The sequence below is a fragment of the Pseudomonas sp. P129 genome (genome assembly GCF_020312195.1).
Classification (GTDB): domain Bacteria; phylum Pseudomonadota; class Gammaproteobacteria; order Pseudomonadales; family Pseudomonadaceae; genus Aquipseudomonas; species Aquipseudomonas fragariae.
On sequence record NZ_JAGPYS010000001.1, the window covers coordinates 232,640 to 246,928 of the forward strand.

General features: G+C 54.1%; 13 protein-coding genes and 3 pseudogenes. 11 read left to right on the forward strand and 5 right to left on the reverse strand.

Annotated features, from left to right (window positions below):
- The first annotated feature begins 141 nt into the window (after positions 1–141).
- Both KBY02_RS01170 and KBY02_RS01175 read left to right on the forward strand, forming a co-directional pair.
- Positions 142–524, forward strand: a pseudogene (locus tag KBY02_RS01170) (RidA family protein).
- A gap of 122 nt (positions 525–646) precedes the next feature.
- The gene (locus tag KBY02_RS01175; protein ID WP_103713584.1) at positions 647–1,657 is read left to right on the forward strand and encodes a J domain-containing protein; all 1,011 of its coding nucleotides are present in this window, start codon (positions 647–649) and stop codon (positions 1,655–1,657) included.
- Positions 1,658–1,749: 92 nt separating this feature from the next.
- Here the strand turns inward: KBY02_RS01175 and KBY02_RS01180 are convergent, their stop codons facing one another.
- Positions 1,750–3,090, reverse strand: a complete 1,341-nt coding sequence (locus KBY02_RS01180) for a PLP-dependent aminotransferase family protein (RefSeq protein ID WP_003399849.1) — start codon at positions 3,088–3,090, stop codon at positions 1,750–1,752.
- A 169-nt stretch (positions 3,091–3,259) separates the two neighbouring features.
- Between KBY02_RS01180 and KBY02_RS01185 the strand changes: the two genes are divergently transcribed.
- The 6 genes and pseudogenes from KBY02_RS01185 to KBY02_RS01210 all read left to right on the forward strand — a co-directional run.
- Positions 3,260–3,973: a serine O-acetyltransferase gene (locus KBY02_RS01185; protein ID WP_057457729.1), complete on the forward strand. Its 714-nt coding sequence runs from the start codon at positions 3,260–3,262 to the stop codon at positions 3,971–3,973.
- Positions 3,970–4,761 carry an alanyl-tRNA editing protein gene (locus KBY02_RS01190; RefSeq protein ID WP_003399853.1) on the forward strand — a complete coding sequence of 264 codons (792 nt, stop codon included), beginning with the start codon at positions 3,970–3,972 and terminating at the stop codon, positions 4,759–4,761. Before KBY02_RS01185 ends, KBY02_RS01190 begins: the two co-directional genes overlap by 4 nt.
- Positions 4,758–5,957, forward strand: a complete 1,200-nt coding sequence (locus KBY02_RS01195; RefSeq protein WP_116893458.1) for an MFS transporter — start codon at positions 4,758–4,760, stop codon at positions 5,955–5,957. The genes KBY02_RS01190 and KBY02_RS01195 overlap by 4 nt, the downstream gene beginning before the upstream one ends.
- Complete coding sequence (locus KBY02_RS01200) at positions 5,954–6,856, forward strand: pyridoxal-phosphate dependent enzyme (protein ID WP_003399869.1); 903 nt, start codon at positions 5,954–5,956, stop codon at positions 6,854–6,856. Before KBY02_RS01195 ends, KBY02_RS01200 begins: the two co-directional genes overlap by 4 nt.
- A 160-nt stretch (positions 6,857–7,016) precedes the next feature.
- A complete protein-coding gene (gene hrpB, locus KBY02_RS01205; RefSeq protein ID WP_096135358.1) occupies positions 7,017–9,551 on the forward strand; it encodes an ATP-dependent helicase HrpB in 2,535 nt (844 codons plus the stop codon).
- Positions 9,552–9,591: 40 nt separating this feature from the next.
- Positions 9,592–9,966 (forward strand): annotated as a pseudogene (locus KBY02_RS01210) (SIR2 family NAD-dependent protein deacylase); the annotation flags it as partial.
- On the opposite strand, the gene tnpA reads toward KBY02_RS01210, so the two are convergent.
- From tnpA to KBY02_RS01230, 4 genes and pseudogenes are all read right to left on the reverse strand, one after another.
- A complete protein-coding gene (tnpA, locus tag KBY02_RS01215; protein WP_096103843.1) occupies positions 9,887–10,162 on the reverse strand; it encodes an IS66-like element accessory protein TnpA in 276 nt (91 codons plus the stop codon). The pseudogene KBY02_RS01210 and the gene tnpA sit on opposite strands and share 80 nt — an antisense overlap.
- Before the next feature lie 312 nt (positions 10,163–10,474).
- On the reverse strand, positions 10,475–11,461 hold the full coding sequence (locus tag KBY02_RS01220) for a LysR family transcriptional regulator (protein ID WP_024640791.1): 987 nt from the start codon (positions 11,459–11,461) through the stop codon (positions 10,475–10,477).
- Between the two features lie 54 nt (positions 11,462–11,515).
- Positions 11,516–11,812, reverse strand: a pseudogene (locus KBY02_RS01225) (integrase core domain-containing protein); the annotation flags it as partial.
- 298 nt (positions 11,813–12,110) lie between these two features.
- Complete coding sequence (locus KBY02_RS01230; protein WP_225649713.1) at positions 12,111–12,419, reverse strand: restriction endonuclease; 309 nt, start codon at positions 12,417–12,419, stop codon at positions 12,111–12,113.
- Between KBY02_RS01230 and KBY02_RS01235 the strand changes: the two genes are divergently transcribed.
- The 3 genes from KBY02_RS01235 (at position 12,397) to KBY02_RS01245 (ending at position 14,193) form a co-directional block, all read left to right on the forward strand.
- Positions 12,397–12,624 carry a hypothetical protein gene (locus tag KBY02_RS01235; RefSeq protein ID WP_138947792.1) on the forward strand — a complete coding sequence of 76 codons (228 nt, stop codon included), beginning with the start codon at positions 12,397–12,399 and terminating at the stop codon, positions 12,622–12,624. The genes KBY02_RS01230 and KBY02_RS01235 overlap by 23 nt on opposite strands.
- 235 nt (positions 12,625–12,859) lie before the next feature.
- Entirely contained in the window at positions 12,860–13,873 is a 1,014-nt protein-coding gene (locus tag KBY02_RS01240; RefSeq protein WP_024640792.1) for a TauD/TfdA dioxygenase family protein, read from the forward strand.
- Between the two features lie 74 nt (positions 13,874–13,947).
- The gene (locus KBY02_RS01245) at positions 13,948–14,193 is read left to right on the forward strand and encodes an acyl carrier protein (protein WP_003399878.1); all 246 of its coding nucleotides are present in this window, start codon (positions 13,948–13,950) and stop codon (positions 14,191–14,193) included.
- Positions 14,194–14,289: the final 96 nt, after the last annotated feature.

Sequence of the window (14,289 nt, forward strand, 5' to 3'; positions counted from 1 at the left end):
CGACAGCATGGCCGGGTCCGGGCGCGATTCTGTAGAGCAACGCGGCGCATTTCAACTTTCCGCGCCAAAGCCCACGGCTCGACCCCCATCTTTCGCTCGCGTAGGCTTGGCGTTTTCCATCCTTTGCAAAGCAGAGAACCCATGGCAAACGCAGACATCACCTTCACCCCCGATCCCGACCCGGAGTCCATCTCCTCGGACGTCGCCGACTTCAACGGCGTGCTGGTCAGCACCCAAATCCCCACCCACCCCGACGGCAGCCTGGAACTGGGCGGCATCACCGAGCAGAGCGAGTGCACCTGCGAGCCCTGAAAGACGCCCTCGAACGCGCCGGCAGCTCGATGGACCGGGTCATGCACCTGACCATCTACCTCACCGACATGGCCGATCGCGCAGCCTTCAACGAAGTGTACAAACGCTTCTTCAAAAAGCCGTGGCCCGTGCGCGCAGCGGTGGGCGTGGCGGCGTTGGCGGTTGAAGGGATGCGGGTGGAAGTGACGGCGATGGCGGCCAGGGCGGGCTGACCATTATTCGCCAACCTGGCTGATGCTCGCGTCAGTGCTCTGCACCTGTGCAGAGTTGCACATCCCGTGGAACCGGATCTCGTTGCTTGCCACCAAGGCGGTATGAGTTTCCGGAGAAGCAGATGATCAACCTCACCAACCTTGCATCTTCGTTGGCGCGAGTGGCGCTCAGCGATTCGACAAAGCCAACGATAGACCGCGCGATGAACGTCGTCAGCCATATCGCTGGCAAAGTGGCGTTGCAGGTCAACAGCTCATTGCTGGAGCAGAAAGGCCGGCTCAACGAGCGCCAGCAGAAAGGCCTCGAGGTGATCCTCGACGCATTGCTCGGCAAGGAACCGGTGACCCATGTCGAGACGCACGAAGGGGGAGGCCGATTCAATCTGGCGCGAGCTGCCTTCGACGTGGCCAGCGTTGTCTGGGAGCGCGACCAGTCGATGCGCAACGTGATGAGCTTTTTGGGCATCAATGATAGCAAGGGCAACCTGCTGTTCTCTCTGGGCAAGACGCTGGCCGACGCGATGGCCAGGCCCGAACCCGAGAATGGCAAGCACAACAGTGAGGCGAACTACGCATTCTTCTCCAGCAACTTGAAGCTGAACAAACTGATGAATGACATCGCTGACCAGGTGATCAACGAGATTCGTCAGCAGAACACCGATCGCGTGCGACGACCCACACCGGGCCCATCCTGGAGACCTGAAAGTACTCAACAGCAAGCACGCCCACAAACGCCTCCAAGCGCTCGCCCCCAGGCCAATAGCGCGCCGCCACCGCCGAAAGCCCAGCCCGATGCGGGCGCTCAGCGGCCGTCAACAGAGCGGCCCCCCAAAACACCCCCCACTGGCGCGTCCGCGAAGGTGGACGATTCCGCCCCCGCCAAACCACCCGTGAAACAGTTGTACGAGCACTTGGGCCTCTCGGACATGACGGCGGACCTCTCCGCAGTCAAAAAGGCTTACAAGAAGGCCGCGTTGAAGTACCACCCTGATAAAAACGCGGGCAACGTGGCCGAGGCGAATGAGCGTTTCAAAAAAATTTCAAATGCGTTCAGGATTTTGTCCGATCCAGAATTGCGTACGAAATACGACAATGGCGTTATTGATGAGAACGGTAACGAGTTCAAGACCTGACTTTTCGGCGTGAGGCATGCTGGCGGCAGTGTTATTGAGCAGTGGGCTCCACGCGCAAGTAGCCCCGATAACTAAACGCTGCTCTTCGTTGATCACACTGAAAAGCGTTCTTCTATTGCCTCGGAAAAATGCGTGCAGTTTATTCGCGCAAAACGCTGGTAGTCGCGCGACACCGAGAACGCCGAGCCCGGCATCAGCAGGATCTTGTGTTGTTCAAGTTTCTTTATGAAGGGCTCCAGGTTAGGGATGTCCGAGTGATAGGCCCAGATGAACATGCCGCCCTGCGGTGCTATATCGAATTGCCAGCCTCTTGCTCGCAGGGCGCGTTGAGTCTGGACCTGCTGGCTGATAAGCCTCTGTTGAACATCCTGCATGTGCCGGGCATAAGTACCGTCCGCAAGAATGGTGTTGACGAACCGCTCGCAGAACGCTGGAACGGCAACGCATGTCAGGAGTTTCAAGCGTGTCAGCGGCTCGATGAGCTCTTGCGAGCAGGCGATATAACCCACGCGCAGCGAAGCAGAAAGGCATTTGGAAAAACTGCCGACGTAGATCACACGATCCAGATTATCCAGTTCGGCAAACGTCTGGCGGACAGTGGGGCTGAAGTCACCATAGACATCATCTTCGACCACAAAGAACTCGTGCTCTACAGCAAGACGCAGAACCTTGAAAGCATTGTGCGGGCTGATGTTGCTGCCGGTCGGATTGTGGAAGGTGCTATTGCAGAAGAACGCTTTGACCGTGTGCTTCGCCAGATAACTCTCCATCTCGGCAATGTCCGTCCCGTCCTGAGTCCGCTTTATACCCACAACATGTCCGCCCGCCAACTGAATCAACCTGATCAGGTTGCCATTGCCCGGCTCGTCCACGAATACATGGTCACCGGGCTTGATCAATAGGCGGGCAACCAGATCCAGGCCCTGCGTTGCTCCCAGGGTGGTGAGGATCTGACTGGGTCTGATGTCGATACGGGTGAGACGCTTCAGGTGAACGCAAAGCTGTTTACGCATCGGGAGATAGCCGGAAATGTCGCCGTATTCGGCCAGCGAACTTTGCTCCAGCCGCGCCGTGCGTCGAATGGCCTTGGCCAGCAATTCGGTATCTCGCCATGCCGGTGGCAGCCAGCCACATCCCAGCTTGGTGTAGTGCGGCCCTGCCTGTAGCAGCCTGAACAGTGGGTCGGCGCTCATGCACTCTATTTCCCGCACGTTATCCACATGGGTGACATGACTGCTCACAAAGTAACCGCGTCCGGGAGAAGCCGACAGCACACCTTCACTCACCAGGCGAGCATAGGCCGAGACGGCATCGTGGTAGCTCGCTTCGGCAGTCAAGGCCAGCTTCCTTATCGACGGCATACGTTGTCCAGCCAGCCACTCGCCTGATTCAAGGCGCTGTTTCAGCGAGTCATAAAGGGCATCAACGCTCATAAGCACCCGGCAAACTGATAGGAAAAACACCCTAACAGTTAACTGTAAAGCTTGTCGACTGTGCGCGCTTGTGGGGTGGGTGAGTGCGATTATGCGCTTGCTGGCATTTGAGCCAGCAGGGCGTCAGCTGCGCAGAAGCCCCTGAAATCAGAGACTGGATATCGAGATAATGCCAAATATGGACATACGATCAGTACCTTCTTCCCGACTCGCCGTCGCAGGTGGTCAGGAGTCGTTTCAACTGGTCAAGAACCTTGTCATCGCAGCATTGCTGGAATGCTGTTCTGTAGAGGAGTTCAATGAATTAAAAGAAACCCTTCTCATTGAGTACGTTACCGAGCAGTCGCACGAGGATCTATTGATGTTCGCGCGCAAGGACCCGGCCTCTTGCGGCGATCCTTTGGTCATTGCAAGGACTTACACGTCCTTCGCAGCGGTAATGCATTACCGCCTGGCCCACTGTGTATACCAAAATGCAAAAAGAAGCTGTAACTCCCACGAACAGTCTCTGGCAGCCATCATTTCCAGGCGAGGAAAAATGCTCTCTGGCGCAGAAATCCATTTCCGCTGCAGCATAGGTGCTCGACTTATCATCGATCATGGGTTCGGTACTGTAATTGGCGAGACCGCCATAATTGGCGACGACTGTTATATTCTCGGAGGTGTAACACTGGGAGCCAGAGGTATCAGCAGTAATCCTTCGATACCGCGTCATCCTAAAGTAGGCAGTCGCGTGCAGATAGGCGCTTTTTCAAGCGTATTGGGTCCGGTGAACATAGGTGACGATGCATTCATTGGACCGCGCTGTATCATCACCCAAGACGTTCCCTCGGGTGCTCGAGTGCAAGTGAAAACATCACTGCAGGTGGTAATTGAGCAATGATCGCCACGACTCACGATGTGTTGCGTAACACGGAAAAACTGTATTACAAGGATCGGTACTTGGGGTCTACAAATACCAAAGTGACGCGGTTGTACCCAGACGCTATTGAGCTTGATTGTACGGTTGCCTACCCCGAGGGAGGTGGGCAGGAAGCTGACTTCGGTACTATAGAATTACCCATTGGTACCGTGCGATTTGTCTGGGTAAAAAAGCTCTACGGCACCCCCATTCACCTGGAAGGCTTCAAGGGCGGAAAGTTAGGCGGAGTTATCCTCCATATGATACATCCTGAGGATCTTCACCTCCTTGACTCAATAAGTGAAGGCATGGCTGCTCTGATTAGAATTGATATTTTGCGTCGCGAACGATTGAGTCTATCTCACAGCGCTAGCCATTTTCTGTATGCCGCTGCCACCAGCCTGAGCGAGGAACTAAAGCAGTGGACCATCGGCTGTCACATTAAAGAAAACTCGGCACGCTTTGATTTTCTTGTTGAAGAGTCCTTTAGCAGCGATGACATCAGTGAAATAGAACGACTCGCAAATGAGTTGATCGCCCACGACGACGTGATCAAGAGCTATACGGTCTTTGATGTTGAGGATGCGCGCATGTGGAGTTACCAAGGCATCGAGATTCCCTGCGGTGGCACTCATCTCGTTAATCCTAGTGCCATAGGCCGCCTGAACGTACGTCGAAAAAGGTTGGGTAAAGGTAAAGAACGACTGATCTGTGACTTTCCCAACGCTGAAATTGATTTGTCCCCCTATCATGAGCGCGCCCTACGATGACTACGCTTCCGCGACGCACCTATCTGTATTTCATCGCGCAATCCATTAACCTGACCACCGCTGTAATGTCCGTGACCATGGCCGCTATTGTCGGCTCCGCACTGGCACCTGAAGCCCGTTTTTCAACGGTGCCGTATGGTTTACAGTTCCTGTTCCTGATGCTGGCCACATATCCCGCTTCCAGGCTGATGAGCCGGATCGGTCGGAAAAAAGCCTTCATGTTTGGCGCCATACCTCTGGTGGCATCCGGCTTGAGTGGCTTCTGGGCAGTCGAGCACCAGCATTTTCCGATGCTGATGTTTAGCCATTCGGCACTCGGGGTTTATATCGCTTTTGCCAACTTCAACCGATTTGCTGCAACCGACAACCTTGATCAAAAGTTAAAGCCCAAAGCCATCTCTCTGGTTGTAGCCGGTGGGGTTATCGCCGCCGTGGTGGGACCGACACTGACTGAGGTGCTCAGGGACTTGGGCGGCTACTCTCTATTTTCATTGTGCTACGCCTCGTTCATCGGTCTGGCTGTACTATCTTTTCTGGTCACCGTTTGCCTGCCTGACGATCCGGTGATGCCATTAGTTTCCAGAGGAAGCCCAGAGACCAAGCCGCCGCAAGTGATGACGTCGACGATGTTGATCGCTATGTCTGTTGCCGCAATAGGCTACGCAATCATGAACGTGCTGATGATTCAGGCTTCAATGCACATGAAGCACATGCACGAGGATTTTTCGGATGTGCGCTTGGCGATCCAGTGGCATGTGATAGCGATGTTTGCTCCGTCTTTTTTTACGGGGGCAATTATCCAGAAACTAGGGATCAAAACCACCCTCTGCTTGGGCGTCCTCATGCTGGCCGGCTGCTCAGCCATAAACATGGGATCAAGCTCTTACGGCGCCATGGTCTTCGCTCTGATCATCCTTGGCTCAGGCTGGAATCTAACCTATGTGGGAGGCGGAGCTCTGTTGGCTCAAGCCCTTCAGAGCAGCTCGCAAGCCTTGCGCATGCAGGGAAAAAACGACCTTGCTATCGCTGTTTTCGCAACGATCGGTGCGTTTACTCCTTCGCTGTTGCTCAGCACGGTAGGCTGGTTTGGTACCAACGCTATTTGTATTGGGCTATGCATCTTTTTGTTAGCTGTAATTGTTGCGCTGTTGGATCAAAAAAAAACGGGCCACGCCATGGAGGGAGGCATTAAATGAGTGTGCTTATCAGAACTCATGATCGAGTTTTAACCAAGCTGGAAATGAATAACCCAGGAGGTAGTCACAAATATCGCGCAGCTAATTTAATTGTAAAAAATGCGCTACGCAATGGGAAAATTATTCCTGGTATAACTACTGTAATTGAAAAGACGGGTGGCAATTTTGGTTTTGGTCTGTTATCTGCCTGCCACGCGTATGGTATTCCGGTTGAACTGGCAGTTGGCCTCGGTTTTAGTCAGACCAAAAGAGATTTGTTGGAATGCTTTGGTGCCAAATTGATTGGTAAGGATATGTTGATCGCAGGCGCATCGCCGAGGGATGTCGTTGCCCATCATTTGGAGCATCAGGTCGAAATGGACAAGTGTTACTACTATACCGATCAGTTTAATAACCAAATCGGGATCGAGGCATATCGCTACCAGACTGCATTTGAGCTTGCCTGCCAATTAGAAGAAGCTGAGGCCGACAAAGAGCTTTTGTTTATAGGCTGCGCAGGGACGGGGGCGAGCTTTACCGGTATTACCTTGGGCTTGAAGGACAATGGTTTCGATGTATCTACTGTCTTGGTCGACCCCTCGGGTTGCGACTCCAAGAATGGTGTTTTTTCAGACCATCGTTTTGAAGGGATGGCGGTTGGCGTCTGCCCACCCTTTCTGGACTGGTCCTTGGTAAACAGATGCTATCAAGTCGAACATGGCGAGATGCTGGCAGCGCAACGCGGATTCTATATTCAGAGCGGTACTTTTGTCGGCAATACCGCAGCGGCATGTCTGGCAGTCGCTCAGCGTCTTGCCTGCCTTCCGGAATACGCAGAGACCACGTTGGTGACAATCGCTTATGACAACGGGCTCTGGTATCAGGATTTACAAAGGTCAGTGGCATTAAGTGCAGCTTAGTGACGTTTATGTAAGGCTAGAAAATCGTCTAGGGTTATGGGGTGTCAAATTTTTAAGAAGGGTGAGTAGAGAGAGGGCTTTCTAAAGCGTTATGCCAATACTCTCCCTGATTCCCCAACCCCACCCCGGTATACTCTCCCGCATCTCTCCGGGAGCCCCCATGACCTCGTTACCCATAGATTCCGTGCTGCCAGCCCTGCGCCAGGCCTTGTCCACACGCCATGAAGCCGTGCTCGAAGCCCCTCCCGGTGCGGGCAAGACTACGCGCGTGCCGCTCGCGCTACTTGAGGAAACTTGGCTGGCAGGGCAGACCATTCTGATGCTGGAGCCGCGTCGCCTTGCAGCACGGGCGGCGGCGGAGCGCTTGGCCAGCGAGCTGGGCGAGAAGGTCGGCGAGACGGTGGGCTATCGGATTCGTTTGGAAAGCCGGGTCGGCCCGAAGACGCGTATTGAAGTGGTCACCGAGGGGATTCTCACGCGGCGTTTGCAGGACGATCCGGCGCTGGAAGGCGTGGGGCTGCTGATTTTCGATGAGTTTCACGAACGCAGCCTGGATGCCGATCTGGCCCTGGCCCTGAGCCTCAACGGCCGGGAGCTGTTTCGGGACGATCAACCGCTGAAGATTCTGCTCATGTCGGCCACCCTGGAAGGCGAGCGCTTGGCGGCGCTGCTGGACGATGCGCCAGTGGTGCGCAGCGATGGGCGGATGTTTCCGGTGAGCATGCAATGGGGGCGTCCTTTTCAGCCCGGTGAGTTTGTCGAGCCGCGTGTCGTGCAGACGGTACTGGATGCGCTGGGCAGCGAGTCCGGCAGCCTGCTGGTGTTTCTGCCAGGGCAGGCCGAGATTCGTCGGGTCAACCAGCAACTGGCGGAAGCACTGGGCGAGCGTGCTGACATTCTGCTGTGTCCTTTGCATGGCGAGCTTGATCTGAATGCGCAACGCGCGGCTATCGAACCGGCTCCCAAGGGCACGCGCAAGGTGGTGCTGGCGACCAATATTGCGGAAACCAGCCTGACCATCGACGGCGTGCGTGTGGTGATCGATGCAGGGTTGGCGCGGGTGCCGCGTTTCGATCCGGGCAGCGGCATGACGCGTCTGGAGACTCAGCGCATCTCTCGTGCCAGCGCCACCCAGCGTGCCGGGCGGGCAGGGCGGCTGGAGCCGGGCGTGTGTTACCGGCTGTGGTCTGAAGCGCAGCACGATCAACTGGCCGCCTACGGGGCAGCAGAAATTCTTCAGGCGGACCTCGCCGGGCTTGCGCTGCAACTGGCCCGCTGGGGCGTCACGCCTGCGCAACTGGTCTGGCTCGACGTGCCGCCAGCCGCGGCTTATGCACAGGCGCAGGATTTGCTGGTGCGTCTGGAGGCATTGAACAATCAGCCGGGTCAGCCGCCAGCCCTGACGCCACACGGTCAGGCGATGGCTGAGCTGCCTGCTCATCCGCGCATCGCCCATCTGCTGTTGCGCGGCCATACGCTAGGGTTGGGCGAACTGGCGTGCGACGTGGCGGCCTTGCTGGGCGAGCGCGATATCTTGCGCGGAGCTGGGGCGGACTTGCACAGCCGCCTGACTCTGCTGGCCGGCATCGAACGCGCGGCGCGCGGCGCACAAGGCGGGATACAACGGGCCAGACAACTGTCGCGGCAATATCGCGGCTATCTGCGCGGCGCAGCGAACAGCCCGGTCAGCGATCCGGACCACTCCCGCTGGCTGGGCGCCTTGCTGGCGCTGGCCTACCCGGATCGCGTCGCACAGCAACGCCGAGCGGGCGGAGCCGAATACCGACTGGCCAATGGTCGCGCGGCACTGTTCGCCGAGGCGGATGCGCTGATGAAACAGCCATGGCTGGTCATCGCGGATTTGGGCAGTCGTCAGGGCCAGCGCGAAGAACGCATTTACCTCGCCGCCGAGTTTGATCCGGCACTGTTCGATTCGGTGTTGGCCGAGCAAGTCATCAGCGTGGACCAGATCGACTGGGACGAACGCGAAGGCGTATTCCGCGCCGAGCGACAGCGCAAAGTCGGTGAGTTGATCATCAGTCGCGAACCACTGACCGGCCTCGACGACGCAACCCGCAGTCACGCGCTGCTGGCGTTGGTGCGTCGCAAAGGCCTGGAACTGCTGCCCTGGACGGCGGAACTGCGTCAGTGGCAGGCGCGTGTCGCACTGTTGCGCGGCCTGGATATCGAGAAAAGCTCAGCAAGCGAGTGGCCTGATCTGAGTGACGCGCAACTGTTGGCAACACTCGAAAACTGGCTGATGCCCTACCTGGGCAAAGTCACCCGACTCAGCCATTTCAGCCAGCTCGACCTGTCATCAATCCTGCGCAACCTCCTGCCATGGCCATTGCCGCAACAGTTGGAGGCGCAGGCACCCCAGACTCTGCAAGTGCCCTCTGGCTCGAATATTCGTATCGACTACAGCGAACATCCGCCGATTCTGTCGGTGCGGTTACAGGAATTGTTTGGACTGTCCGATACCCCGCGCATTGCCAATGGGCGGCAGGTGCTGAAACTGCACTTGCTGTCCCCGGCACGCCGCCCGGTACAGGTGACGCAGGATCTGGCTAACTTCTGGCGGTCGACCTACATTGAGGTGAAGAAGGATTTGAAGGGGCGCTATCCGAAGCATTATTGGCCGGATGATCCATTGGTGGCGGAGGCTACGGCGCGGGTGAAGCCGAGGGGGACTTAGAGGGCAAAATACTGGTTAAACCTTATGGACTGGATGTTCTGTGCCTGAATTTGGAAGCGCCGCGAAGGCCCTGTCCCAAGCCCCCGAGATCGTCATTTTCACGGGTGCGGGAATCTCAGCTGAAAGTGGCATCCCCACGTACAACGATCCATTGACCGGTACTTGGGCTTCATACGATCCGCGCAATATGGAAACAGCCAAGGCCTTTCGTGAAAATCCTCCGTTGGTATGGGGATGGTACCTGTGGCGGCGCCAACAGGTCTCTAAAGCAGCTCCCAATGATGCACACCTCGCGGTGAGCCGACTGGCCAAATCAGGGTATAACGTCTCCGTTATCACTCAAAACATTGATGACTTGCATGAACGAGCGGGATCTGTGGATGTACTGCATCTCCATGGGAGTTTGCACCGGCCGGCGGCATGGCTAACGGAATAAATGCAGGTGGGAGCGCCGGGCTTTTCTGCGCTTGCAGCCGAATCCATTTGTGGACGAGGTTTGCGTTGAGACTATGGCTGAGTGCGACGCTGGCAATCGAAGCGCCGGGTTGGGCACATTCCTGAATGACCTGGGCTTTGAAGGGCTTGGAATAGGAGCGGCGTGTTGGCTGCATGAAATACCCGCTTAAAAAGCTAGAACGGGTGTCCACTTAAATTTAAGTGCACACCATGCCCTGGCTTTGTGGGGCTGGGTAGATGACTTGGTCGGACGCATACGGATGGATATTGATGTGTGCGACGATTGGAGAAACGTGTGTGTACGGCTGCGCGGTTTTAGTGTACAGGTGATGTTGAATGGTTTGCGGTGTCGCAACTGTAGCTCAGTGACTTGTCACTGCCTGATGGCAAATGGCGATTTATGCCTATCTACGTGGTCTCCATTGCCATCGATGGGGGGGCAGAGCATCGAACTCCCAGTCTCATTGTTAGTATATCTGGAGCTTGAGCATGCTTTGATTCCGGTCGTTCCTCAATGGATTTTTGTGTGCGCTAAAGTCTATGGACTCTGTGAGGAGGCGTTGCAGTACAAGATGTTTAGAGGCTTCTTTACTGAGCCAGTCAAGGAAGTACCTGACGGGCGGATTTCGTTCTCTGCCAGGTACACAGGCCGAGATATAATGGGTCCCCGTTAGTTTAACCTCGGGCTTGTATGGCGTTAAAAAGCCTCGGGTAACACTGTCGACGGCTAAGACGTCGCTGGCGAGCACCATCCCATAGCCAGAAGTTGCAGCTTGCAAAGCATGATGTTCATCGTCGTACTCCCTGAACGTGGCGTTGGCCAGCCAATCGTCGTGTCCCGCCGCTTGGCACCAAGTCGTCCAGTCGAATGGGTTATGGCCATCAGCCTCCCAACGAACGTTGATGAGTGGGGACCTTGTGTCTCCAGATAAGGGCGTCCTGCAGGGCATATAGGCCAGAAAGCTTTCGTCCATTAGATGTAGCTGATAGGTATCAGGGACCTCTTTGAAAACGCTGCTAATAGCCACGTCGATACTGGCATCTCTGTGCAGGTCTGCCTGTGTTTTGCTGGTGATGATGTTGACTTGCATCGTTGGATGGCGGCGGTAGAAATCTCCTAATCTGGGAATGAGCCACAATGAGGCAAATGCATGGGTGGTTGTGACGGTGATTGCGTTCTCGTCGGTCTGTGAGCGTAGTTGACTAAGACTTTGGTTTATGCTTGAAAAATGCTGATGGATATTCTTGTATAAATCAAGCCCTTCAGTCGTTAGGGTGACTCCCTTGGCTACTCGCTCAAAAAGCAATAAGCCGAGCCAGTGTTCTAGTGATTTTACTTGATGTGAAATCGCTGAAGGAGTAACAAAAAGTTCAATGGCAGCCGCTTTGAAGCTGCTTAGTCGAGCCGCTGACTCGAACGATCGTAGAGACGTTAAGGGGATTTTTGAAAACATATTAGCCAGCACTCCATTGTTTGGGCGAATACATGGGCTATAGTGTTTATCCGGTTATTTTGGTATGTCAATCTTGCCGTGGACTTGTCCCCGTAAAGCCGTACACCAATCCCTGCCAAATTGATACGGCTCCAAGCGCCTGAGCTTTCTCGGTGAGCGATAGTTCAAGGCGCTGTGCGGATGCTGTTCATTGTAGTATTCGAAGGCATTGCCAGGTTATACAGAGCCAATTTCTCGATCTGGCTTGGACGCTTACGCCACGCAGCCACCCTTGATCGTCTTCATGAAGCTCTTGGCCATGCCGTTGTTCTGCGGGCTGCGAACTGGGGTGGTTACCGGTTGGATGCCGAGCAACTTCACGCTCTGGTACTCGGTCTATCTTAGCCGCGGGTTTCCCTTGTCGACCCTTTTGTCCCCCCACCTGTCCCTCCACTTCATCGTCGGATGAGGTCGAATGGTATTGAACACCATCGGACAGGGAAATGCCTGAAACCCCGGAATAGCTAGGCTACCGGCAGGATTCTCGAACGCGTTACGATTACTTCGGACAAATAAAAAGCCGGCTTGTGGTTAGCTTTTTAGCCCGCGCGTCACTCCTGAGTAAAATAATCGCTTTTGAGTTGCTTTATTTCGTCTCTCTGCTTAACGCTCACGCCCAGGTTGTGCCCGGGCCATAAGCCGGGCGAGCTCGACACCATCGATTAATACAGCCTTGATATCCAGGCCGAGTGCCGTCTCTCGCGCCCATGTAAAAATCCGAAGTGGTAATGAACACACCCTTGCGTGCTCGCTGGCGGGTCAGTGTGCAGATGAATTTGTCTATTTCAGGGCGATGCACCGTTCTCCGCTGCGACCAACACTGGGCGCATGGGTGAGGTCCAAGCTCCGTCTCCAGGCTATCAGCGGCAAGATAACTGGGTGATGGTGGGGTGATCGTGGTTTCTGAGCAGGACGTCACCTTAGAAGGCTATTGCCCAGGTGACCCCTTGGGTGGCACCACCGACAGTGCCAATAAGGGCGCCGATTTTCCTATGGGGAATACGATTGATGGCTGGGATAGAGGACTGATTAAAGAGCTGAATGAAGTGATATTGATTGGCTATCTATGTGTGGCCCGCAAACGGCGAGCAAGAAGCCATCAAGGAATAGATCAAGCGGAATGAATAAAATACATCAAGGATGAATTTATATAATTTTTTGGTGTTTTCATTCAGTGATAGTTTTTGCTGAAGCGTTAAGCCAGTCGAAAACCCTGGGTTCGGCCAAGGCGATGTTCTTGACTCCATGCTGAAAGAAATCTGAATAGGAGGGCGGTGAGGTGATTCTTACAGACCCGAGCTTCAAGGTATTTATAAGCGTTAACTCAATCAGTGTAGATTAAAATTCTGGGGGGGTGTCATGGGTTTAAAATTATCAAGTGTTCCTTTTGAAATATCATACCCGGCTCAGAGTTTTGGCGTCGAAATCGAGAATTTAAAACTACACAAAAATCTGTCGTTTGACACAATCGCAGCGATAAAAAAATGCTTGGCATATCGCGGGTTTGTGTTATTCAGGAATCAAAATCTTACACGAAGAGAGCAAGTCGCAGTCACGCGACTGCTGGGCAATCCGAACCTAAAGTTACACTCTTGGGCGCCGCAGATAGAGACAACTACTTTTGGTGATGACGAGGTGATTCCTAATGGGCTGCCGCTAATTAATCATGGGGAGATTTTGTATTTTGTGAATGGCCCGGATTTTTGCGACAAAACTCAGGATGAGCATGCGATATGGGATGAGAAAGACAATCATACCAAGGGTAAGGGAACTTCGTGTTGGCACACTGGTGACTCGGAAGCCATAAACGTTGAAACGATTAATTGCTTATATGCAGAGCTGGCTGCCGCACAAGGCGGAGCAACGTTATTTTGCGACACCGTTGCCGCCTATAATGACTTGGAAGACAGCCTGAAAAAGCGTATTGATAATCTTCGAGTGCTTCACTACTTTGTCGATCCTCAGCGTACTGAACCGGTCAACCAACCATTAGTTAAAACCAATCCGATCACCCGGCAAAAATATCTTTATCTGAACTACAACACTATGGAGCGTGTTGAAGGGCTGAGTAAGTCAGAGAGCTACAGGCTCTTAAAGTTTCTGTTTGATCATCAAATTAAAGATCAATACGTTTATGAGCACTTTTGGAAGCAGGACGATTTTCTGATCTGGAATTGCAATGGCACCATGCACAAGCGTGGTGCGCTGGTCTCGAACCACAACAGGATCATGCGTCGGACTCAAGCTATTATTCCGGAGTTTACCAGTTACTACGAACGGGATAAAAGCCTGGCAGTGACCAGTCATGATAATGAAGACTGGCATCCATATCCTTTTGAACGCGCAGAATTGGAGTCGGCCGGGTCGGCTTGATCTATTCGTTGAGGGTGCGTTTAAAAGTCCCTCCGTTGCGGTGGAATGTGCAATGGCTATGAAAGAGTGAATACATGAAAGAAAAAATCAAATCCTATCTGACTCAAAATTTCTTATTTGAGTTCGACGAGGATATAACAGAACAAGATGATCTCATCAAACTCGGCTTGATCGATTCGGTAGGTTATATTCAACTTATTTCTTTCTTGAAGAAGGAGTTTGGTATTGTGTTCACCCAGGAAGATATGATGGGCAATGTGCTGGTTTCTATCCAGAATATGGTAGAGTTTGTCGAGAAGCGGGCAACGGCCACCCGGTAGTTCCGAGGTGCGGTTGAGAGGCCCACCAGTCCATCAGATACTGTTGTCAGTCAGGCAGGACAGCTAAAGTTTGTCGATGCTTTTCTCCGTAATATT